General features: G+C 71.3%; 23 protein-coding genes. 9 read left to right on the top strand and 14 right to left on the bottom strand.

Going from position 1 to position 21,303, the window contains the following annotated elements:
* Positions 1 to 122 precede the first annotated feature (122 nt).
* Positions 123 to 1,106 (bottom strand): hypothetical protein, encoded by a 984-nt coding sequence (locus tag QM595_RS03465; RefSeq protein WP_415170127.1) that lies wholly within the window; start codon positions 1,104 to 1,106, stop codon positions 123 to 125.
* Between the two features lie 19 nt (positions 1,107 to 1,125).
* On the opposite strand from QM595_RS03465, the gene QM595_RS03460 reads away from it, so the two are divergent.
* Genes QM595_RS03460 through QM595_RS03445 form a run of 4 tightly spaced genes read left to right on the top strand, consistent with a single transcriptional unit; the run spans position 1,126 to position 4,842 of the window.
* The gene (locus tag QM595_RS03460; RefSeq protein ID WP_415170126.1) at positions 1,126 to 1,782 is read left to right on the top strand and encodes a (deoxy)nucleoside triphosphate pyrophosphohydrolase; all 657 of its coding nucleotides are present in this window, start codon (positions 1,126 to 1,128) and stop codon (positions 1,780 to 1,782) included.
* A gap of 15 nt (positions 1,783 to 1,797) precedes the next feature.
* Positions 1,798 to 2,709, top strand: a complete 912-nt coding sequence (mshB, locus tag QM595_RS03455) for an N-acetyl-1-D-myo-inositol-2-amino-2-deoxy-alpha-D-glucopyranoside deacetylase (RefSeq protein WP_415170129.1) — start codon at positions 1,798 to 1,800, stop codon at positions 2,707 to 2,709.
* Complete coding sequence (locus QM595_RS03450) at positions 2,706 to 3,056, top strand: DUF6113 family protein (RefSeq protein WP_415170125.1); 351 nt, start codon at positions 2,706 to 2,708, stop codon at positions 3,054 to 3,056. Before mshB ends, QM595_RS03450 begins: the two co-directional genes overlap by 4 nt.
* Positions 3,057 to 3,066: 10 nt before the next feature.
* Complete coding sequence (locus tag QM595_RS03445; RefSeq protein ID WP_415170124.1) at positions 3,067 to 4,842, top strand: VanW family protein; 1,776 nt, start codon at positions 3,067 to 3,069, stop codon at positions 4,840 to 4,842.
* A gap of 78 nt (positions 4,843 to 4,920) precedes the next feature.
* Here QM595_RS03445 and QM595_RS03440 read toward each other — a convergent pair whose 3' ends face one another.
* Positions 4,921 to 5,127: a hypothetical protein gene (locus tag QM595_RS03440; protein ID WP_415170123.1), complete on the bottom strand. Its 207-nt coding sequence runs from the start codon at positions 5,125 to 5,127 to the stop codon at positions 4,921 to 4,923.
* Positions 5,128 to 5,257: 130 nt separating this feature from the next.
* Here QM595_RS03440 and fdxA point away from each other — a divergent pair, with 130 nt between their 5' ends.
* A complete protein-coding gene (fdxA, locus tag QM595_RS03435) occupies positions 5,258 to 5,584 on the top strand; it encodes a ferredoxin (protein WP_415170122.1) in 327 nt (108 codons plus the stop codon).
* On the top strand, positions 5,585 to 6,682 hold the full coding sequence (gene dapC / locus QM595_RS03430; protein ID WP_415170121.1) for a succinyldiaminopimelate transaminase: 1,098 nt from the start codon (positions 5,585 to 5,587) through the stop codon (positions 6,680 to 6,682).
* A gap of 13 nt (positions 6,683 to 6,695) precedes the next feature.
* Here the strand turns inward: dapC and QM595_RS03425 are convergent, their stop codons facing one another.
* From QM595_RS03425 to QM595_RS03410, 4 genes are all read right to left on the bottom strand, one after another.
* A complete protein-coding gene (locus tag QM595_RS03425) occupies positions 6,696 to 7,535 on the bottom strand; it encodes a hypothetical protein (RefSeq protein WP_415170120.1) in 840 nt (279 codons plus the stop codon).
* Positions 7,536 to 7,544: 9 nt separating this feature from the next.
* Entirely contained in the window at positions 7,545 to 8,471 is a 927-nt protein-coding gene (dapD, locus tag QM595_RS03420) for a 2,3,4,5-tetrahydropyridine-2,6-dicarboxylate N-succinyltransferase (protein ID WP_415170119.1), read from the bottom strand.
* 127 nt (positions 8,472 to 8,598) lie between these two features.
* The gene (locus tag QM595_RS03415) at positions 8,599 to 8,727 is read right to left on the bottom strand and encodes a FitA-like ribbon-helix-helix domain-containing protein (RefSeq protein WP_415170118.1); all 129 of its coding nucleotides are present in this window, start codon (positions 8,725 to 8,727) and stop codon (positions 8,599 to 8,601) included.
* 52 nt (positions 8,728 to 8,779) lie between these two features.
* Entirely contained in the window at positions 8,780 to 9,022 is a 243-nt protein-coding gene (locus QM595_RS03410) for a DUF664 domain-containing protein (protein ID WP_415170117.1), read from the bottom strand.
* A gap of 227 nt (positions 9,023 to 9,249) precedes the next feature.
* Here QM595_RS03410 and ileS point away from each other — a divergent pair, with 227 nt between their 5' ends.
* The 3 genes from ileS to QM595_RS03395 are packed head-to-tail and all read left to right on the top strand — an operon-like array spanning position 9,250 to position 13,498.
* A complete protein-coding gene (gene ileS, locus QM595_RS03405; RefSeq protein ID WP_415170116.1) occupies positions 9,250 to 12,501 on the top strand; it encodes an isoleucine--tRNA ligase in 3,252 nt (1,083 codons plus the stop codon).
* Positions 12,501 to 13,205 (top strand): AzlC family ABC transporter permease, encoded by a 705-nt coding sequence (locus QM595_RS03400; protein WP_415170115.1) that lies wholly within the window; start codon positions 12,501 to 12,503, stop codon positions 13,203 to 13,205. The genes ileS and QM595_RS03400 overlap by 1 nt, the downstream gene beginning before the upstream one ends.
* A complete protein-coding gene (locus tag QM595_RS03395; RefSeq protein WP_415170114.1) occupies positions 13,202 to 13,498 on the top strand; it encodes an AzlD domain-containing protein in 297 nt (98 codons plus the stop codon). The genes QM595_RS03400 and QM595_RS03395 overlap by 4 nt, the downstream gene beginning before the upstream one ends.
* Before the next feature lie 31 nt (positions 13,499 to 13,529).
* Here QM595_RS03395 and QM595_RS03390 read toward each other — a convergent pair whose 3' ends face one another.
* From QM595_RS03390 to dapE, 8 genes are all read right to left on the bottom strand, one after another.
* On the bottom strand, positions 13,530 to 15,056 hold the full coding sequence (locus QM595_RS03390; RefSeq protein WP_415170113.1) for a leucyl aminopeptidase family protein: 1,527 nt from the start codon (positions 15,054 to 15,056) through the stop codon (positions 13,530 to 13,532).
* Entirely contained in the window at positions 15,049 to 15,216 is a 168-nt protein-coding gene (locus QM595_RS03385; RefSeq protein ID WP_166191440.1) for a DUF3117 domain-containing protein, read from the bottom strand. Before QM595_RS03385 ends, QM595_RS03390 begins: the two co-directional genes overlap by 8 nt.
* 291 nt (positions 15,217 to 15,507) lie before the next feature.
* Positions 15,508 to 17,790: a hypothetical protein gene (locus QM595_RS03380; RefSeq protein WP_415170112.1), complete on the bottom strand. Its 2,283-nt coding sequence runs from the start codon at positions 17,788 to 17,790 to the stop codon at positions 15,508 to 15,510.
* 69 nt (positions 17,791 to 17,859) lie between these two features.
* On the bottom strand, positions 17,860 to 18,600 hold the full coding sequence (locus QM595_RS03375; RefSeq protein WP_415170111.1) for a M14 family zinc carboxypeptidase: 741 nt from the start codon (positions 18,598 to 18,600) through the stop codon (positions 17,860 to 17,862).
* Positions 18,585 to 19,001 (bottom strand): hypothetical protein, encoded by a 417-nt coding sequence (locus QM595_RS03370; RefSeq protein WP_415170110.1) that lies wholly within the window; start codon positions 18,999 to 19,001, stop codon positions 18,585 to 18,587. The genes QM595_RS03375 and QM595_RS03370 overlap by 16 nt, the downstream gene beginning before the upstream one ends.
* 14 nt (positions 19,002 to 19,015) lie before the next feature.
* The gene (locus QM595_RS03365; protein ID WP_415170109.1) at positions 19,016 to 19,309 is read right to left on the bottom strand and encodes a DivIVA domain-containing protein; all 294 of its coding nucleotides are present in this window, start codon (positions 19,307 to 19,309) and stop codon (positions 19,016 to 19,018) included.
* Positions 19,309 to 20,031, bottom strand: coding sequence for a TIGR00730 family Rossman fold protein (locus QM595_RS03360; RefSeq protein WP_415170108.1), 723 nt, complete (start codon positions 20,029 to 20,031; stop codon positions 19,309 to 19,311). The genes QM595_RS03365 and QM595_RS03360 overlap by 1 nt, the downstream gene beginning before the upstream one ends.
* Positions 20,031 to 21,098: a succinyl-diaminopimelate desuccinylase gene (dapE, locus tag QM595_RS03355; protein ID WP_415170128.1), complete on the bottom strand. Its 1,068-nt coding sequence runs from the start codon at positions 21,096 to 21,098 to the stop codon at positions 20,031 to 20,033. Before dapE ends, QM595_RS03360 begins: the two co-directional genes overlap by 1 nt.
* Positions 21,099 to 21,303: the final 205 nt, after the last annotated feature.

Genomic DNA, 21,303 nt, shown 5'->3' with positions numbered 1-21,303 from the left:
CCGGGCACGCACCTCGCGGCGTTGCCGACGCTCGACAGGCCACCGGCCTGCCTTCGCGCCGGCGCCTTGCGAGGCACGCACCCGGACACCGCGCTACCACGCGCTTTAGCCGCGACAGCCTACTAGCGGAACCAGCCCCGCTTCATCGCGAACACCCAGCGCCGGCCCGGATGCTCGGTAACCGACCAGAGCAGGTCGGTCGGCGGGTGGTGGCAGAGGTCCTCGGGGCCCATCGGGGTGGCCCAGCGGTAGCGGGTGAACGCCCCGAGACCTCCGACGTAGACATCGCCCGGGGTACGTCGACCACGAGAGACGGTGACATACCAGACGCCGCCGACCCGGCAGCCGCCCTGCATCCGCGCCCGAGCCGCGTCGCCGAGGTCCGCCGGCCGCACCGTGCCGTCCTCGCCGGCCGCCGGCAGCCCGGTCGCCGGGTCGGTGGGGAAGCGAGCCAGCCGGGTGGTCTGCCCGTCGGCGCCGTACTCGCCGGCCACCAGTGCCGGCTCCGGGCCGCTGCGGTCCAGCGACAGGAAGGAGTAGCGCAGCCGGGCCACGCCCTCGTCGGTGGCCGCCTGGTAGCCGAACCGCACCGGCAGCAGGTAGCGGTAGCCGTGCTCCTCGGTCGGATCCAGCATCACGTCCTCGACCCGGCAGGTCAGCAGACCCCGCCAGGTCGAGGCGACGTGCAGCCACGGTCCCTGCCAGACCAGCCCGCCGGCGTGCACCTTCACCGGACGTACGTCGCCGTCCTCGGTCGGCTCGACCAGCAGCACGTGTCGATACCGTCGCGCGGCCAGGTCGAGGAAGCTGACCCGGGCGCCCGCGCCGCGGCTGGAGTACCACGCCACCAGCAGCACCTCGCGGTCGGTGTCGGTGGCGTAGGAGTTGGTCACGCCCTGCGGGAACCACGTCCGGTCGTGGCGGTCGGACCGCTCCCAGGCCAGCGCCCGCCGTACCCCCAGACCCGGCGCCAGCGTCCGCCGGGCCCGGTGCGGCAGGTCGTCGAGCAGCGCCGCCAGCCCGACCCGGCCGCCACCGGAGGGCGCCAGCCGGGCCGCGAGCGCGTCGACCCCCGCGACGTTCTCCTCGGTGCGGGTCAGATACACACCGCTAATCTCACCACCTGTGAGTCTTGTCGTGGGTGCCGCGATCCTCCGCGCCGGCCGGGTGCTGGCCGCGCGGCGCACCGTCCCGCCGGAGCTGGCCGGCGGCTGGGAGTTCCCCGGCGGCAAGGTCGAGACCGGTGAGACGCCGGAGGCGGCGCTGGTCCGGGAGGTCGAGGAGGAGCTCGGCTGTGCCGTCGAGGTGACCGGCTGGCTGAGCGTCACGGTGCCGGTAGGCGAGCACGTGCTCCGGGTCGCCACCGCTCGGCTGGTGGGCGGCGCGCCGGAGCCCACCGAGCACGACGCGATCCGGTGGCTCTCCGCCGCCGAGCTCGACGAGGTGGCGTGGCTCGACAACGACCGGCCCTTCCTCGCCGAGCTGGCCGGGCTTCTGGGCGCGCCCCGGGCCCGGGGCATCTTCTTCGAGGAGGACGACGCCCGCGCCGTCGCGGCCCGGCTCGCCAGCGACGGCTGGGAGGTGGGCGTCGAGCGGGAGCGCTACCAGGGCGAGGACGACGACGAGGATCATCCCTGGGCGGTGGTCAGCGACGCCCCGGAGCTGGTTCTCGACCTCCTCGTCGACGAGTACGACGGCTGGCTGGACGTCCCCGAGCAGCGGCTGCCGCGCCCGGCACTGGACCTGCCTGCCGAGCCCCGCCGCCTCAAGCGGCCCCGGTAACGGCCGCTCAGTAGGCTGAGACTCGTGCCCGACCAGCGGATCCTCCTTGTCCATGCCCATCCCGACGACGAGACCATCGGCACCGGTGCCACGATGGCGAAGTACGTCGCGGAGGGTCGCGGCGTCACCCTGGTCACCTGTACCGCCGGCGAGATGGGCGAGATCCTGGTGCCCGAGCTGGCCCACCTCGCCGCCGACCAGGAGGACGGGCTGGGCGAGCACCGCCGCGGCGAGCTGGCCGAGGCGATGAAGGAGCTCGGCGTCACCGACCACCGCTTCCTCGGCGGCTTCGGCGCCTACCGCGACTCCGGGATGCAATGGCACGCCGACGGCTACGCCATCCCGGGCGACACCATCCACGACAACGCCTTCTGGCACGCCGACCTCACCGAGGCCGCCGACCACCTGGTCACGATCATCCGCGAGGTCCGCCCGCAGGTGATGTCGACCTACGACCAGTTCGGCAACTACGGCCATCCCGACCACATCCAGGCCCACCGGGTCGCCATGTACGCCGCCCAGCTGGCCGCGGTGCCGTCGTACCGCCGCGACCTCGGCGAGCCCTGGGAGATCGCCAAGATCTACTGGTCCGCGATGTCGGAGAGCCGGATGCGCGAGGGGCTGCGGCGGCTGCGCGAGCTCGGGGAGGAGTCGCCCTTCGAGGGGCTCGACCCCGATGGGCCGCTGCCGATGACCTCGCCCGACGCCGACCTCGCCGCCGAGATCGACGGCACGGCGTATGCCGAGGCCAAGCTGGCCGCGATGCGCGCCCACGCCACCCAGATCACCACCGACGGCCCGTTCTTCGCGCTCTCCAACAACCTCGGCGCCCAGGCCTGGGGCTATGAGCACTTCCGGCTCGCCAAGGGCACCCTGGGGCCGGTCGACGAGCGCGGTCTGGAGACCGACCTGTTCGCGGGTCTGTGAGGCTGCTGCGGGCGCTCGCCGGCCTGGTGGTGGGCGCCGCGGTCGGCACCGCCAGCGTCTGGGTGCACGACCGCTGGTGGTCGCTCGGGCTCGCCGCGGCGGCGACCGTCGCCGCGCTCTGGGCGGCGCCACCCGGCCCGACCCGCACGCTGTACGCCGCCGGCTGGCTGCTCCCGATGGCGCTGTTCACCTTCACCCGTCCCGAGGGCGACTTCGTGGTCGCCCAGAGCGGCCTCGGCTATGCCTACCTCGGCCTCGGCCTGGTGGTGATCATGCTGGCCATCGCGACGATCCCGCCACCGCGCCGGCCGGGGTGGTGGCGACCTCCGCGGACCCCGGATCGGTAGGCTGCGCGCCATGCAGGGGGATGGGGACACCGCGGAAAGACCGGCAGTGAAGCCGGTCAAGAAGAAGCGGCAGCGGGCCGGGTTCGGCGCCGTCGTCGCGGTGGTGGTGATCCTTCTCCTGGTGGTGGGCGGCGGCTGGGCGGCCGCCTATGCGTTCGCCGGCGACAAGCTGCCCCACGGCGCCACCGTGGCCGGCGTCAAGGTCGGCGACCTGACCGTCACCGAGGCGGCCGAGGCGCTGCGCGACGGGCTCGCCGACCGGGTCGCGGCGCCGATCACCGTCGACGCCGGCGGTCAGACCGCCACCGTCGACCCGGCCGAGGTCGGCCTTGAGGTCAACTACGTCGCCTCCGTCGCCCAGGCCGCCAGCGGCAAGAGCTGGGACCCGCAGAGGCTGTGGGAGCACTACACCGGCGGCGCCAGCCACGACGCGATCGTGACGATCGACGACGACGCCCTGGCCGGCGTCGCGGACCGGCTCGACACCGAGCTGGGCACTCCCGCCCAGGACGGCGGCGTCGCCTTGGCCGGAACCGGCGTCCAGGTCACCGACGCGGTCACGGGGAAGGCACTCGACCACGACGCGCTGCGCGAGGGCCTGCTGGCGGCGTTCCTGTCCGACCAGCGCACGGTCGAGGTCGACCTGACCGACGTCGTCCCCGACATCGACGCCGACGACGTCCGCACCGCCGTCGACACCTTCGCCAACCCGGCCATGTCCGGGCCGGTCACGCTGCGCTTCGGCGACTCGCCCATCGTGCTCCAGCCGGAGAAGTACGCCGGCGTGCTGAGCCTGCAGCCGAAGGACGGCACCCTCCAGCCGGTGGTCGACCAGGACGCGCTCACCGCGCTGGTGTCGAAGCGGATCTCCAAGTCCAGCAAGCCCGTCGACGCCACCGTCAAGCTGGTCGACGGGAAGCCGACGGTGATCCCCGCCAAGCCGGGCGCCAGCTTCGACCCGCAGCAGGTCAGCGACACCTTCCTGGCGCTCGTCGCCAAGCCGGCCGGCCAGCGCGAGCAGGCCGTCGCCGCCACCGTCGCCGAGCCGAAGATCTCCACCGCCGCCGCCGAGGCCTGGGGCATCAAGGAGAAGGTCAGCGAGTTCACCACCTACTTCCCCTACGCCGAATACCGCAATATCAACATCGGCCGGGCCGCCGAGATCGTCGACGGCACCATCCTCGAACCGGGCGACACCTTCTCCCTCAACGACATCGTGGGGGAGCGCACCCGCGAGAACGGCTTCACCGAAGGCTGGACCATCCAGAACGGCGTCTTCTACTCCGACCTCGGCGGCGGTGTCTCGCAGATGGCCACGACCACCTTCAACGCGATGTTCTTCGCCGGCCTGAAGGACGTCGAGCACAAGCCGCACTCGCTCTATATCTCGCGCTATCCCGTCGGCCGCGAGGCCACCGTCGCCTGGGGCTCGGTCGACCTGAAGTTCACCAACGACACGCCGTACGGCATCCTGATCCACTCCTGGGTGACCAAGTCGACGCCGTCCTCGCAGGGCTCGGTGACCGTCCAGATGTGGTCCACCAAGACCTGGGACATCACCACCAAGACCTCCGACCGCTACGCCTTCACGCCGTTCGAGGACCGGACCATCGAGTCCACCAACTGCGAGGCCACCGAAGGGGCGCCGGGCTTCCAGGTCGACGTGTGGCGCTACTTCCACCAGCCCGGCTCCGAGGCGATCGAGAAGACCGAGAAGTTCCACACCACCTACATCCCGCAGGACCACGTCACCTGCCAGGCGCCCGAGAGCGGCAAGCCGGATTAGTGTCGGCGCCGGGTGTCGCCGACGACGCCGGGCACCTGACGTTTCGCACCCGTTCCACGGCGGGTCGCGTGCGAAACGTCAGGTGCCCGGCGCGGCGCGGCGGGTCGGCCGGGGCGGCACCGGCTTGCCGGAGACGATCAGCGCGATCGGGATCTCCACCGGCCCGGCCTCGGACTCGACCACGCAGATCCCGTCGGCCCACGCCGTACACATCCCGAGGACGTCGGTCAGGGCAGGCCCGCCGGTGGGGCCGGTCTCGCCCTCGACGACGCGCCTGACGACCACTCGCCGACCGACGACATGTGGACCTAGCGAAACCTCCGACACCTGGAGATATTACGCTGGCACCAGCAATCCGCCGCTGCTCGACCCCGATCCCGTCGTCGAGCACGAAACTGTGTCGAAGGAGCCTTCGATGACCTACGTCATCGCCCAGCCGTGCGTGGACCTCAAGGACCGCGCCTGCGTCGACGAGTGCCCGGTCGACTGCATCTACGAGGGCAAGCGGATGCTTTACATCCACCCCGACGAGTGCGTCGACTGCGGTGCCTGTGAGCCGGTCTGCCCGGTCGAGGCGATCTTCTACGAGGACGACGTGCCCGAGGAGTGGAAGGGCTACTACGACGCCAACGTGAAGTTCTTCGACGACCTCGGCGCCCCCGGCGGCGCCACCAAGATGGGCGTCATCGACAAGGACGAGGCGTTCGTCGAAGCGCTGCCGCCGCAGAACCAGGAACACTGATTGTCCATCTCCGCCAGGCTGCCGGACTTCCCCTGGGACAAGCTCACGGTGTACGCCGACCGGGCCAGGGCGCATCCCGACGGCATCGTCGACCTCTCGATCGGCACCCCGGTCGACCCGACCCCGGCACTCGCCCGGGCGGCGCTCGCGGCCGCCGCCGACTCCCCGGGCTACCCCACGACGGTCGGCACCGCACAGGTGCGGCAGGCCGCCATCGACTGGCTGGCCCGCAACCACGGCGTCACCGGGCTCGACCTCGACAGCCTCATCCCGGTAGTCGGCACCAAGGAGTTGATCGCCGGCCTGCCGCTCCACCTCGCCGCCGGCTCGGGCGACCTGGTGGTCTTCCCCGAGCTGGCCTATCCGACCTACGAGGTGGGCGCGGCGCTGGCCGGTGCCGACTTCCTTGCCACGGACTCGCTGACCGCCGTCGGCCCCCGAATCCCCAAGATCCTCTGGCTCAACTCGCCCTCCAACCCGACCGGCCGGGTGCTCCCCGTCGAGCACCTGCGCAAGGTGGTCGAGTGGTGCCGCGAGCGGGGCACGATCCTGATCTCCGACGAGTGCTATCTCGAGTGCTGGTGGCAGGGCGAGCGGCCGGTGTCGGTGCTGCACCCCTCGGTCTGCGGCGGCTCCTTCGACGGCCTGCTGGCCGTCCACTCGCTCTCGAAGCGCTCCAACCTGGCCGGCTACCGGGCCGGCTTCGTGGCCGGTGACCCGGCCCTGGTCGGCGAGCTGCTGGCGGTCCGCAAGAACCTCGGCCTGATCATGCCCGGCCCGGTACAGGCCGCCATGGCCGCCGTGCTCGACGACGACGAGCATGCCGCCGCGCAGCACCGGATCTACGCCGCCCGGCGTGCCGAGCTGCTCACCGCGCTGACCGGCGCGGGCTTCGCGGTCGACCACTCCGAGGCCGCGCTCTACCTCTGGGCGACCCGCGGCGAGCCTTGCTGGGAGACCGTCGACTGGCTGGCCGAGCGCGGCATCCTCGCCGCCCCCGGCGAGTTCTACGGACCCGCCGGCAAGGAGCACGTCCGGATCGCGTTCACCGCGACCGACGAGCGGGTCGCCGCCGCGGTCGCCCGTCTCGCCGAATAGCGCCATCCCCGGGCTATCCCGTGGTGGCCAGGTCGATCCGGACGGTGCGGGCCGGGGTCTCGGCGTCGTCCCAGCGCTCCTTGCCGCTCCAGGCCTGGCCGCCGAAGGCGACCCGGCGGATGCCGAGCCGGTCGGCCTGCGCGACCAGATACTGCGCGAGCGCCCAGCCGAGCCGCTTGCCCGGCACCTGCACGGTGACCGCGCGCCCGGCGACCACCGGGGTGCCGACCAGATCGCCGAAGACGCCGGTGATCTCGTCGCGGGCCACGCTCGCGCTGCGGCCGCCCGGGATCGAGCCCATCCGGCACGAGAACGCCGCCGCGCTCTCACCGGTCAGCGCCGAGGCCAGCGCCCGGCCCTCGGGCTCGTGGTCGGCGTACGCCTCCGGGAAGGCGCTGCGCTGCACCAGCTGGGCCGCCTCGGTGATCCGCATCGTCTCGTAGCCGTCGATGCGCACCAGCGCGTCGTAGAAGGCGCCGATGGCGTAGGTCGGGTCCAGGATCTGCGCAGCCGTGCCCCAACCCTGCGACGGCCGCTGCTGGAACAGGCCGAGCGAGTCCCGGTCGCCGTACTGCAGGTTGTAGAGCTTCGACTCCTGGATGGCGGTGGCGATGGCGATGGTGGCGGCCCGGGCGGGCAGCTCGCGACGGACCGCGATGGCGGCGATCAGCGCGGCGTGCTGGGCCTGCTCGAGGTCGAGACTGGCGTCGAGCGTCTCGCCGTCCTTCGAGACCTCCGCGACGCACTCGTCCGGCAGCAGCCGTTGGGCGCGGCCGGAGAGCTCCCGCCATGCCCAGGTGGCCGCCGCGCCCAGGAAGACCAGGACCACGACGGCGGTCAGCAGCCGCCTCATGCTTGGAGGCTAGTTCGCGTGCAAGGCCTCGTTGAGGACGATGCCCTCGCCCTGCCACGGCACCGCCTCGATGGCGCCGGTGAGGGAGTTGCGGCGGAACAGCACATGACTGGCGCCGGAGAGCTCGGCGGCCTTGACGACCCGCCCGTCAGCCAGCGTCACCTTGGTGCCGGCGGTGACATAGGTGCCGGCCTCGACGACCGAGTCGTCGCCGAGCGAGATCCCCAGACCGGAGTTGGCACCCAGCAGGCAGCGCTCTCCGACGGAGATGACCTGCTTGCCGCCACCCGACAGCGTGCCCATGATCGAGGCGCCGCCGCCGATGTCGGAGCCGTCGCCGACCACGACGCCCGCGGAGATGCGGCCCTCCACCATCGAGGTGCCCAGCGTGCCGGCGTTGAAGTTGACGAAGCCCTCGTGCATGACGGTGGTGCCCTCGGCGAGGTGGGCGCCGAGCCGGACCCGGTCGGCGTCGGCGATGCGGACGCCGCTGGGCAGCACGTAGTCGACCATGCGCGGGAACTTGTCGACGCCGTAGACGCTGACGTGCCGGCCGGCCGCCTTCAGCCGGGCCCGGGTCAGCTCGAAGCCTTCGACCGCGCACGGCCCCTCGCTGGTCCACACCACATTGGTGAGCAGCCCGAAGATGCCGTCGAGGCGCTGACCGTGCGGCTCGACCAGCCGGTGGGAGAGCAGGTGCAGCCGCAGCCAGGCGTCCTGGGTGGTCCCCGGTGCCTCGTCGAGGTCGGCGGAGACCAGCTCGACCTTCCGCTCCACACGCCGCAGCTGGTCCGAGCCCTCCAGCGCCTTCAGCTCGGCCGGCCCCACGGCGCGCTCGGGCACCTCGCCGAGCGCCGGTTCGGGGAACCACACGTCCAGCACGGAGTTGTCGGCGGCGTACGTCGTCAGGCCGAAGCCCCAAGCAGTGCGAGTCACGGGGTCGGAGTCTATCGGCGCCACCTGTGCCCGGCCGACCGCACCGGCAAGGCGGCGGACACTCCGAAGCCAGCGCGTTCTGCCCGCAGCCGCCGCCCCTGGAGCCCGCCGTCGGCAAGCGCCTTCATCATGACGCTCGCGTCAACGACCAGCACGCTGTCATGTACTCCTGAAGGGACTGCCCCGCGGCGTCCGCCCGGCGCCGCAAGACCGCGTGGGTCGCCTCGGGAACGTGCTTGATCTGGATCGTGGGCATAGCCCGAGTGTGGGCGTGGCGCCAATCTGGCGCCACGAGTCTTCCACAGGGTCTACAGGCCGGTGCGGCCGTCGATCGTCTCGCGGAGCAGGTCGACGTGGCCCAGGTGCCGGGCGTACTCCTCGATCAGGTGGACCAGCACCTCCCGCACCGAGACAGTGTCGTTGCCGCGGGGCGTGGCGCGGGTGGTGCCGAGCTCGGACTCCGGCAGCTCGTCGAGATAGGAGTCGAAGGCCGGTGGTAGGCCATGGCGGCAGCCTCTCTGCTTCGACCCGGCCCGGCAAACCGGTTTCACCCGCAGCCGCCCGACGCCGTACCCTGGTGACCACAGGCGTTCGAGCCGTCATCAGCGGCGAGCCCCGGGAAGAAAGCGCGAGCAAGTAGAACCCGGCGGGTAGGCCCGTCACAGCCGTCAACGAGTGGTCGACGCATGTCGGCAAGCAGGGTGGTACCGCGGCAAGCCCGGAGTCCCGGGGGAGTCGTCCCTGTGACCCGATGAGACCGACCGCAGGAGCCGCTCCTATGACCTACCCCAAGGTCACCACCGACCCGACCGTCGAGCCGACCAAGGGCGGCGTCCCCGCGTCCCCGCGCTTCCCGGCGATCGAGGAGCGCGTCCTCGACTACTGGGCCGAGGACGGCACCTTCCAGGCGAGCATCGACGCCCGCACCGGCGAGGAGTTCGTCTTCTACGACGGCCCGCCCTTCGCCAACGGCCTGCCGCACTACGGCCACCTGCTCACCGGCTACGTCAAGGACATCGTGCCGCGCTACCAGACCATGAAGGGCAAGCGCGTCGAGCGCCGGTTCGGCTGGGACACCCACGGCCTGCCCGCCGAGCTGGAGGCGATGCGCCAGCTCGGCATCAAGACCACCGACGAGATCGTCGCGATGGGCGTCGAGGTGTTCAACGACGCCTGCCGCGCCAGCGTCTTGAAGTACGCCGGCGAGTGGCGCGACTATGTCACCCGGCAGGCCCGCTGGGTCGACTTCGCAGGCGACTACAAGACCATGAACCCCGAGTTCATGGAGTCGGTCATCTGGGCCTTCAAGTCGCTGTTCGACAAGGGCCTGGTCTACGAGGGCTTCCGGGTGCTGCCCTACTGCTGGAACGACGAGACCCCGCTGTCCAACCACGAGCTGCGGATGGACGACGACGTCTACCAGCAGCGCCAGGACCCGGCCGTCACGGTCGGTTTCGACATCACGACACCGGGCGAGCTCCAGGGCGCCAAGCTGGTCATCTGGACCACCACGCCGTGGACGCTGCCCAGCAACCTGGCGGTCATGGTCGGCACCGAGATCGACTACGTGGCGGTCGAGTCGGGCGGGACGCGGTTCGTCCTCGCCGAGGCCCGGGTGCCGGCGTACCGGAAGGAGCTCACTGCATCCAACGAGGGGGGCGACGCCGACGAGCCCACGGTCGTGTGGCGCGGCACGGGCGCCGACCTGCTCGGCCTGGTCTACGCACCGCCGTTCAGCTACTACGCGGGCCACGAGAATGCCTTCCGCGTGGTGGCCGCCGACGAGGCGGTCACCACCACCGACGGCTCCGGCCTGGTCCACTCCGCCGGCGCCTTCGGCGAGGTCGACAAGGAGGTGACCGACCGCGAGGGCATCGCCCCGGTGATGCCGGTCGGCAAGGACGGCCGGTTCACCGCCCCCGTCGAGGAGTACGCCGGCATGCTGGTCTTCGACGCCAACCTGGCGATCATCGACGACCTCAAGGCCGCCACCCGCGGCGAGCCGGCCGGCTCGGTGACCCCCGGCACGGTGCTGGTGCGCCGGGAGACCTACGAGCACTCCTACCCGCACTGCTGGCGCTGCCGCGAGCCGCTGATCTACAAGGGCGTCGAGTCCTGGTTCGTCGAGGTGACCGCCTTCAAGCAGCGGATGGTGGAGCTCAACCAGGAGATCCACTGGACCCCCGACCACATCAAGGACGGCCAGTTCGGCAAGTGGCTGGAGAACGCCCGCGACTGGTCGATCACCCGCAACCGGTTCTGGGGATCGCCGGTGCCGGTGTGGAAGAGCGACGACCCGGCCTACCCCCGCGTCGACGTCTACGGCTCCTTCGAGGAGCTCGAGCGGGACTTCGGCCGGCTGCCCCGCAACCGTGACGGCGAGCCCGACCTGCACCGGCCCTGGGTCGACGACCTGGTGCGCCCCAACCCCGACGACCCGACGGGCAGGTCGATGATGCGCCGGGTCGCCGACGTGCTCGACGTGTGGTTCGACTCCGGCTCGATGAGCTTCGCGCAGGTGCACTACCCGTTCGAGAACAAGGACTGGTTCGAGGGGCACTTCCCGGCCGACTTCATCGTCGAGTACATCGGCCAGACCCGCGGCTGGTTCTACACCCTGCACATCCTGGCGACCGCGCTGTTCGACCGGCCCGCCTTCTCCTCCTGCATCAGCCACGGCATCGTGCTCGGCTCCGACGGCAACAAGATGTCGAAGTCGCTGCGCAACTACCCCGACGTCTCCGAGGTCTTCGACCGCGACGGCGCCGACGCGATGCGCTGGTTCCTGATGTCCTCGCCCATCCTGCGCGGCGGCAACCTGATCGTCACCGAGCGGGGCATCCGCGACTCGGTGCGCCAGGTGATGATCCCGCTGTGGAACAGCTGGTACTTCTTCAGCCTCTACGCCAACGCCGCAGACATCGACGCCTCCTGGTCGACGCAGTCGCGGGACCCGCTGGACCGCTACATCCTGGCCAAGACCCGGGAGTACGTCGGGGAGATGACCGAGGCGATGGACGGCTATCACCTCGCGGACGCCTGCGAGACCACCCAGCGGTTCGTCGAGGTGCTCACCAACTGGTACATCCGGCGCTCCCGCGACCGGTTCTGGGCCGAGGACCGGGCGGCGTTCGACACCCTCTATACCGTCCTGGAGATCACCACCCGGGCGATCGCGCCGCTGCTGCCGCTGACCACCGAGGAGATCTGGCGCGGACTGACCGGCGAGCGGTCGGTGCACCTGGCCGACTACCCGACCGTCGCCGAGCTGCCCGAGGACGCGGCCCTGGTGGCCGCGATGGACACCGTCCGTGACGTCTGCTCGGTGACCTCCTCGCTGCGCAAGGCCCGGCAGCTGCGCAACCGGCTGCCGCTCGCGGGGCTGACGGTCGTGGGCGTCGACCTGGGCGGCTTCGAGGAGATCGCTCTGCTCATCATTGGGGACGAGGTCAACGTCAAGACGGTCTCGCTCTCCTCGGTCGAGGACTCGCCCTACGGCGTCGCGCAGCGGCTCACCGTCAACGCCCGCGCCGCCGGGCCGCGGCTGGGCCGCGACGTGCAAATGGCGATCAAGGGCTCGAAGAACGGCGACTGGTGGGTGTGGCCCGACGGCACGGTCACCTCCGGCGGGCTGGTGCTGGTCGAGGGGGAGTACACCCTGGAGACGGTGGCCGACGAGGATGCCCCCGACGAGGTCGCGATCGGCCTGCTGCCCGGTGGCGGCTTCGTCGTGCTCGACACCTTCGTCACCCACGAGCTGGCCGCCGAGGGCATGGCCCGCGACCTGATCCGCGCGGTGCAGAACGCCCGCAAGGAGGCCGACCTCGACGTCTCCGACCGGATCACTCTCGTCATCGGGGGCGGCGAGGCCGTCCAGTCGGCGGCCCGGGAGCACGCCGAGCTGATCGCCCGGGAGACCCTGGCGACGTCGTACGAGGTGGCTGCTCTGGCCGCCGACTCCGCTGACGTCGCGGGAGTGGTGAGCGTCGGCGGCGGCGAGAAGGCGACCATCACCCTCGCCCGCGTCTGATGCCGCGACCGGTCGTCGTCGACTCGCTCGGGGTCGGGGTCGCGACCGGCGCCTACGGGATCTCCTTCGGTGCCGTCGCGACCGCCTCCGGCCTCGACGTGTGGCAGGCATGCGCGCTGTCACTGCTGGTCTTCACCGGGGCCTCGCAGTTCGCGTTCGTCGGCGTGGTGGCGGCGGGTGGTGCGCCCCTGGCCGGGTCCGCGACGGCGATCCTGCTCGGCAGCCGCAACCTGTTCTACGGTCTCTCGCTGGCGCCGCTGCTGCGGCTGCGGGGCTCGCGCCGGCTGACGGCGGCCCAGGTGGTGATCGACGAGTCGACGGCGATGGCGCTCGGCCAGCGTGAGGAGGCCGACAAGCGCACCGCGTTCTACCTCACCGGCTGGTCGATCTTCGTGCTCTGGAACCTGACGACGCTGGTCGGCGCGCTCGCCGGTGCCGCCATCGGCGATCCGCGCATCTTCGGCCTCGATGCGGCGGTCGGTGCGGCCTTCCTGGCGCTGCTGTGGCCTTGGCTCGCCGCCTGGCCGCAGCGGTTGGCGGCGGTCGTCGGCGCCGCGGCCGCGACCGGGCTGGTGCCACTCACCGCCGCCGGCGTCCCGATCATCCTCGGTGGCGCGGTCGCCGTCGTGGTCGGACTGGTGGCGACCCGCCGGGCACCTGAGGTCGTCCCGGACTCCGGCGCGGACGGTCAGGTGCCCGGATGATCTGGGCCGCGATCGTGGTGACGGCGCTCGGCTGCTACGCGCTCAAGGTCGCCGGTCTCTCGGTGCCGCAGCGGGTCATCGAGCACCCCTGGACGGTGCGGGTGGCGGCGCTGATCCCGCCCGCGCTGCTCGGTGCGCTGGTCGCGGTGCAGGTGCTGGCCGACGGCCACCGGCTGGTGATCGACGCCCGGCTGGGCGGGCTGGCCACCGCGGCCGTGCTCCTGCTGCTGCGGGCGCCGTTCCTGGTGGTGGTGGCTGGCGCCGCCCTGGTCGCCGCGCTGCTGAGGTTGTGAAGGATACGTGGTGCCAGAGGTCACTCTCTGGTCACAAGCCGGCGAGCGGGTCCCCGCCGAGCCAGTGCAGCAGCGTCCGGGCACCCCAGCCGGTCGGGCCCGTGGTCCACTCGTCGCGGTCCTCGGGGGCATCGCCGACCGAGGCGATGTCCAGGTGCGCCCACGGCAGCCCGCCGGTGAAGTGGCGAAGGAACAGCGCCGCGGTGATGGCGCCCGGACCGCCGGGGTCGTTGACGGCGTCGGCCACCTTCGAGGCGAGCCGGTCCTCGTAGGTCGAGGTCAGCGGCATCCGCCACAGCGGCTCGCCCGCGGCCTCGCCGGCCGCGAGCAGCGAGGCGGCCAGCGCATCGGAGCCGGTGAACAGGCCCGCCAGGTGCTGGCCGAGCGCCACCTTCATCGCGCCGGTCAGGGTGGCGATGTCGACCAGCGCGGTCGGCTTGAGCTCGGCGACGGCATAGGCGAGCGCGTCGGCGAGGACGAGGCGTCCCTCGGCGTCGGTGTTGCCGACCTCGGAGGTGCGGCCGACCCCGTTGACGCCGGCATAGTGGCGGATCACGTCGCCGGGTCGCATCGAGGAGCCGGAGACGGCGTTCTCGGCGGTGGGCACCAGCCCGACGACCCGGACCGGGCAGCCGACCTCGGCCAGCGCTGCCATCGTCGCGATGACGACGGCGCCGCCGCTCATGTCCCGCTTCATGGTCGACATGCCCTCGCCGGGCTTGAGGTTGAGGCCGCCGGTGTCGAAGGTGATGCCCTTGCCGACGAGCACGAGCGTGGGGGTACGACGCCCAGCCCTGGCGGGGGCGTAGTCCATCCGGATCAGCCGTGGCGGGCTGACGGAGCCGGCGCCGACGGCGAGGATGCCGCCGAAGCCCTCCTTGGCCAGTGCCGCCTCGTCCCAGACCTTGACCGAGATCCCCAGCGGCGCGCAGAGCTCGACGGCCTGGTCGGCCAGCCAGGCCGGTGACTTCAGATTGGAGGGCACCGTGGCGAGGAACCGGGCCCGCCAACCGGCCCGGGCGATCGCTTCGGCGCGCGCCAGCCCGTCGTCGTACTCCGAGGGGAGCGAGGCCAGCGTGACAGTCGACGCCGGTGCGTGCAGCGGCCCCGAGGAGCGCCAGTCGAAGGAGAACGCCGCCAGCACCAGACCGGTCACGAACGGCCCCAGGCCGATCGTCGGGTCCAGCGCCGGGATGGTGGTGACGACCGAGGAGGTGTCGCGCACCGCTCGCGCCAGCGCCGCGCCGGCTCGGCGGAAGTCGTCGGCGGACGTCTCGCCGAGGCCGACCAGCAGGACACGGGCAGAGCCCGGCACCGGAAGGCTGACGATCTCACCGGCCGCGCCGGTCGCGTGCTCGGACTCGAGCACCCCGAGCAGGTCGAGGCCCAGCTCGGCCGCACCGGGCCCCAGCACGAAGGCGTCGTCGCTGCCGGAGTGGGACACGGCGACGAACGGCAGCGCGACGACATCGGCACCACGGATGAGGTGCGGGTCGCGCTCGTCGAGGACCAGCCGTGAGGGCGAGACCTGAGGGGGCAGTGCGGTCCCCTCAGCCAACGACGGCCTTCAGGGCGTCGCCGAGTGCCCCGGCCTCCTCGGCGTTGAGCTCGACCACCAGGCGGCCACCGCCCTCAAGAGGCACGCGCATCACGATGCCGCGCCCTTCCTTGGTGACCTCCAGCGGACCGTCTCCCGTCCGCGGCTTCATCGCCGCCATGCGGCACCTCTTCCTGTGTGGCGACTCGTGAGCCTCGCGGGCCCACCGGGCAGGCCCATTATCCCCTATCTCGCACAGAGTTGTCTGTTCGCCCGCTAGTAGCCTGTCGCGGCTAGGCCTTGGCCCGTCGCGCCGCCCGGGCACGCCCCTGGCGGCGTTGGCCGGGCCTCGACAGCCGCCCGGGATGCCCTCGCCCGGCCGCCTTGCCAGCTACGCACCCGGACAACGCGCCACACCACGTCTTAGCCGCGACAAACTACTAGGTCGGCTTCGGTGCTGGCGCGCCCGCGATCAGCGCAGGTTGCGGGGACGGAAGGCGATGCCGTCCACCAGCACCTGCTTGCGGCTCGTCGACGTGACCTTGATCCGCTTGGCCTTGCCGAGCGCTGGCAGGGCGATCACAACTCGGTTCCTGGTCGCCGCCGAGTGGAGTGAGACAGTCGCCACCGTGCGCGTGCCATACGTGATCCGCACCGTCCCGCAGGCGCGGCAGGTCCGGGCGACCAGGTAAGCCTGCATCCCGCCTCTGGTCGAGCCGGAGATCGAGGCGCCCTTGCCCAGGCGTGTCGCCGTCCGCCGATAGAAGGACTTCCCCTTGACCCGGCTGGCCTTCCCCGACCTAGTGAAGGAGCGGTCGTCGATCGCGGCAGTACCGCAGGTCTGGATCACCCGCGAGGCGAGGCGCGTCATCCCGTCGGCGATCGTGGCGAGCACGCAGACGGACTGGCCCGGCGTTACTCGCCGCCAGGCGGAAGTCTCGTAGTTGGCGCTTCGCCACGCAGCGAAGGAACGTCCCGCCTTGGCCGAGGTGTAGGCGAACTCTCCGAACCACCCCCCAGGTGTCGCTGCGATCCAGTGGCCGTAGTTCGCGTTGTCGGCGGCGTCGAAATAGGGGGCGGCGTTGGAGGTGAGGGGCGGGGTCCACCGCGCTGCGAGGATCGGCGACCACGCCGGCGCGGTGAGCGTCGGCGGGGCGTCCATCCGACCCACGCGGCCCGTGAGCCAGAACGGCCGCCAGGTCGTTTTGACCTCATTACCGTTCGGCGGGTTCCAGCACCACGCCGTGCCGTCCGTCTTGAGGCCACACCCGGCATCGGTGCTCGGTGACGAACCCAAGACTGGGTCGCGGTGGATGGGCCAATAGGAGACCCAGTTGCCGTCAGGCACCGTGCCACTTCCGACCAGCGACGAATTGTCCTCGGCCGTTCCGGCCGGAAATCCTGTGTTCGTGCCGAAGGTGGCTCGCACCGGTGCCGTGAACGCCGACGCGGTCCCGGCCGCGTCCGACCCCAGGCTCCAGGTCCAGACCGTCCCGTCGGCCTTGACGCCATAAGGCCCGAAGTCGCCAACCCGGACCGAGGCCCAGTCAGCAGCGCCCCCCAAGGGGAGCGGGTCCGATGCCCACCCTCTGCCCCACCAGCCCCAACACCACATGGAGCCCGCAGCCTTGACGGCACATGCTTGGCCCGCGCCCACCGAGACCTGTGTCCAGTCGGCATCGCTTCCCAATCGGGTCGGCATCACGGTCGAGTCGCCGCGCCTACCCCAGCACCAGAGTTCGCCCGTGGTCTTGATCGCACACGCGCTTGGGGTGGCGTTGCTGACGTTGTAGCCGGCATACGAACTGCCGACGGAGACCGACTGCCAGTCAGTGTCCGTTCCCATCTGAACGGGCCGGGTGTGATCGCACTCGCAACTCTCGACGCCGAGGACTCTGACATTCCCCCAACACCACAGCGTGCCGTCGGCCCGAATGCCACAGGTGCTGGAGGCTCCCGTCGCGACCGACTCCCAATCCGAGGCCGTCCCAACCTGGGTCGGCTGCTCCACGCGAGCAACTGCGCCAAGGCCGAGGACGCCGCCACCGTCGTTGCCGATCTGTGCGTCCTCACCCCAGCACCACAGGGTGCCCACCTCGGCAACCGCACAGGCGTGCCAGAACGCGGGGTCGCCATCGTCTCCCACCGCAACCGACTTCCATCGCTGAGAGCCACCGAACGGGACCCCAATGGGGTCGTTGCGGAAGGCGTAGACCCCACTGCCGTCAGCCTGATGCTGCACCCGATCTGTCCAACCCCAGCACCACAGGTCGCGTGCCTCCGCTCCGATTCCGCACACCGCGACCCCGCCGGTCGTGGAAGCGGTGATCTCCGCCCACGTTGCCGGGGGCACAGGGTGGGAGGTCAGGGCGACACTCGCCGACGCTGTGACCACGGTGGCAGCACCCTTTCCGGTCCGAAGACGGAGCACCCGATAGGAGTAGGTTCCACTGCCCCGCACAGTCCGGTCGGTGAAGGAGAACTTCTTCCTGGTCGAGTTGGGCAGGGAGAAGTCGATGTCTACCCACGCGCCCGCGTCGAGTCGCTGCAGGACGAGGGTGGCATTCGGGGCCTTGCCGAAGCGAGCGGTCGCGTCGACCCCGAAGACGTCGTAGCCTGCCGGCGAGGCCGGTACGACCGACAGCGTTCCTGGGTAGGCGGCCGCAACTGCGGGCGGTGTGGCGACCGGCGTCATCCCAAGGGAGACGGCCAGAGCCAGCGAGAGTGCTAGGACCAGCGCCACCCGCGTCAGCACGCTACGAGAGAGAGTCCGCCGCACGATCTGGGATCGTAGTCCCTACGTGCCGGACGGGTCCACGTTCGCTCACCGGCGCGCACCGAAGAGCCGCAACACCCCCCGGGCCGCCGAGCCGCGCAGCATCGAGGACGACGGCGAGGCGCCGTACTCGACGGTGAGCGCGATGCCGTCGAAGCGCTTGTTGAACCACATCGTCATGGTGCCGTGGCAGCTGCCGTTGCAGGCGAGGGTGCGGGTCGGCAGGTGCAGGGTCTTGGCGACCTTGCGGGAGAACGCCGGTCGCTTGGTGTCGGTGTCGACGCCGTTGAGCGGCTGGTGGAAGGAGAGCACGACGTCGGGATCGACCTCGCGCAGGAAGGCCATCATCGCCTGGGTCTCCGGCTCGGAGGCCGGCTTCCGGCCGGAGTCGTAACGGCCGGTGGTGCGGATCCAGCCGACCGGATAGTTGCGGTTGAGGTCGACGCCCCGGGCGTTCTGCCGGGTGCCCTTGGCGCGGCCGTCGGGGTTGTAGGTCGGCACCACCCACAGGTCGACCCCGCGGATCGGGCTCCCGTCACGCAGCGACTTGGGGATCAGCGACACCTTGTCCTCGTCGCCGTGCATGGTCGCGATGACGACCACCGTCTTCACCCCCGGGCCCTGCTCGCCGAGGTGCCAGGCCCGGATCGGCCGGCCGTCGACCGAGTGGCCGATCACCCGGGCCTCCACGACGGCCGGACGGGCGGCGGTGGCCGGGGGAGCCAGCGAGAGCGCAAGGAGGAGAGGTACGACGGCGCGGGCCAGCAGCCGCATCAGACGATGCTCCACAGGTAGATCCAGGTGAACCACACCGCCATCGCGAACACCGCGAGATGCGCAGGCAGCCACAGCCAGGGACCGCCCGTCCACCGGTCGGCGGGGTCGACCACGTCGGCGGCCCGCTTGCCCCGGCGGCGGCTCGGCCACCACCGGAACATCAGCACCAGCCCGGCGAGCGAGGTCACCCACCAGCAGCCCAGGCCGATCACGCCGACCAGTGCGTCGCCGGCCTTGCTGTCGTCGGGAGCGAGCACGAAGACCAGCCACACCACGACGCCGAGCAGGCCGAGCCAGGTGTGCAGCGCGAGCACCACCCCGGCATGGCTGCCGCGCAGCCGCAGCCGGGTCAGCAGCACGACGAGCCCCGCCAGGACGGTCAGGACGGTGACGACGAGCTCAGTGGTGGACACGGGGCGTCATGCTCCTATGTCTCATCCGGCGCGTCCAACTCGGCCCCCGGCTCGTCGTCCCGGCCGGCCTCGTCGAGCTGGGTCGCCAGCCGGGCGAGCAGGTCGTCGACCTCCGACATCCGGTAGCCCCGGAAGGCGAGGCTGAACCGGGTCCGCCGCAGGTCGTCACCGACCAGCGGCCGGTCGGCGGGCACCAGCGCGTCCGGGCGGTCGTCGTAGGCCGGCGCCATCGGCTCGCCCCTGCCGGCGGCGACGGCGGCCACCGCACCCATCACGATCACCACGACGATCGCGAAGACCCACATCATCAGGCGTCCCGCGCCTTCACCATCAGCTCGACCATCTCCTCGATGTCGTCGGTGACGGTCAGCATGTCGAGGTCGCTCTGCTTGATCCGGCCCTCGGCGAGCATGGCGCCGCGCATCCAGTCGAGCAGGCCCTCCCAACGCTCGGTGCCCATCAGCACGATCGGGAACTGGGTGATCTTGTTGGTCTGCGACAGCGTCATCGCCTCGAAGAGCTCGTCGAGCGTGCCGACGCCACCGGGGAGCACCACATAGCCCTGGGAGTACTTCACGAACATGGTCTTGCGGACGAAGAAGTAGCGGAAGTTGAGCCCGAAGGTGACGTAGTCGTTGAGCTTGGTCTCCCAGGGCAGCTCGATGCCCAGGCCGAGGCTCTCGCCGCCGGCCTCGAGGGCGCCCTTGTTGGCGGCCTCCATCGCGCCCGGGCCGCCGCCGGTGATGACGGTGAAGCCGGCATGGGCGAGGGCGGCGCCGACCTTGACCCCCAGTTCGTACGACGGATGGTCGACGGGGGTGCGCGCCGACCCGAACACCGAGATCGCCGGGCCGATCTCGGAGAGGTCGTTGAACCCCTCGACGAACTCGGCCTGGATCTTGAGCACCCGCCACGGGTCGGTGTGGACCCACTCGCTGGGGCCACGGCTGTCGAGGAGCCGCTGGTCGGTGGTGGTGCCGGCCGGGCGCCCGGCACTGGGGCGTGGCCCGTGGCCGCTGCGGCGGGTCATCAGCGGCCCTCCAGCCAACTGCGCAGCGCGCGCTCGCAGTGCTCGATCTGGGCAACTGGCACGTGTTCCTCCTGCTTGTGGGCGAGCATCGGGTCACCAGGACCGTAGTTCACGGCCGGTACCCCCAACGCGGTGAATCGGGCGACATCGGTCCAGCCGAACTTCGGCCGGACCTCACCGCCGACCGCCTTGACGAACTCCTTGGCGGCCGGCCGGTCCAGTCCGGGCAGCGCGCCCGGCGCGGAGTCGACCAGCGTGACGTCGTACCCCTCGAAGAAGTCGTGCACGAAGGCGAGCGCCTCCGCCTCGGAGCGGTCCGGGGCGAACCGGTGGTTGACGGTCACCACGCACTCGTCGGGGACGACATTGCCGGCGACGCCGCCGGAGACGAAGACGGCGTTGAGGCCCTCGTGATACCCCAGTCCGTCGATCACCGGCCGGCGGGGCTGGTAGGACTCCAGCCGGCGCAGCACCTCGCCGGCGGCGTGGATGGCGTTGCGGCCGGCCCAGGACCGCGCCGAGTGAGCGCGCTCGCCGCGGGTGCGCACCTCGACCCGCAGGGTGCCCTGGCAGCCGGCCTCGACCGAGGCCAGCGAGGGCTCCATCAGGATCGCGAAGTCGGCCTGCAGCAGTTCGGGATGGGACTGCGAGAGCCGGTTGAGGCCGTTGGCGGCGGCCTCGATCTCCTCGCAGTCGTAGAGCACATAGGTCACGTCGCGGACCGGCTCGGGGACGGTGGCGGCGAGCCGCAAGATGACGGCGTCGCCGCCCTTCATGTCGCAGGAGCCGAGCCCGTGGAGGACGCCGTCGGCCAGCCGGGAGGGGAGGTTGTCGTTGACCGGCACGGTGTCGAGGTGGCCGGCCAGCACGACCCGCTCGGGGCGACCCAGCTCGGTACGGGCGACCAGAGTGTTGCCGAACCGCTGCAGGCTCAGCTGGGGGAGCCTCGCCAGCGCCCCCGCGACGGCGTCGGTGATCGGCCCCTCGGCGCGACTCACCGACTCGATGTCGACGAGCTGCTGGGCCAGCGTGACGACGTCAGCGCTCAGATCCAGATCCAGGTCCATCTCCAGACTCACCGCCCCAGTCTCCCAGACGCCGAGTCGGCAGAAGTGCGGGTCTGGGAAGTGCCGAGTCGGCAGAAGTGCGGGTCTGGGAGGTGTCGAGTCGGCACAAGTGCAGGCATCGCACCAGCACTTCTGCCGACTCGGCACCTCCCAGACCCGCACTTCTGCCGACTCGGCACTTCCCAGACCCGCACTTCTGCCGACT

This window comes from Nocardioides sp. (assembly GCF_047607185.1).
GTDB lineage: Bacteria > Actinomycetota > Actinomycetes > Propionibacteriales > Nocardioidaceae > Nocardioides.
The sequence above is the reverse complement of the archived record's forward strand: the minus strand, read 5'-3'. Positions and strand labels throughout refer to the sequence as shown.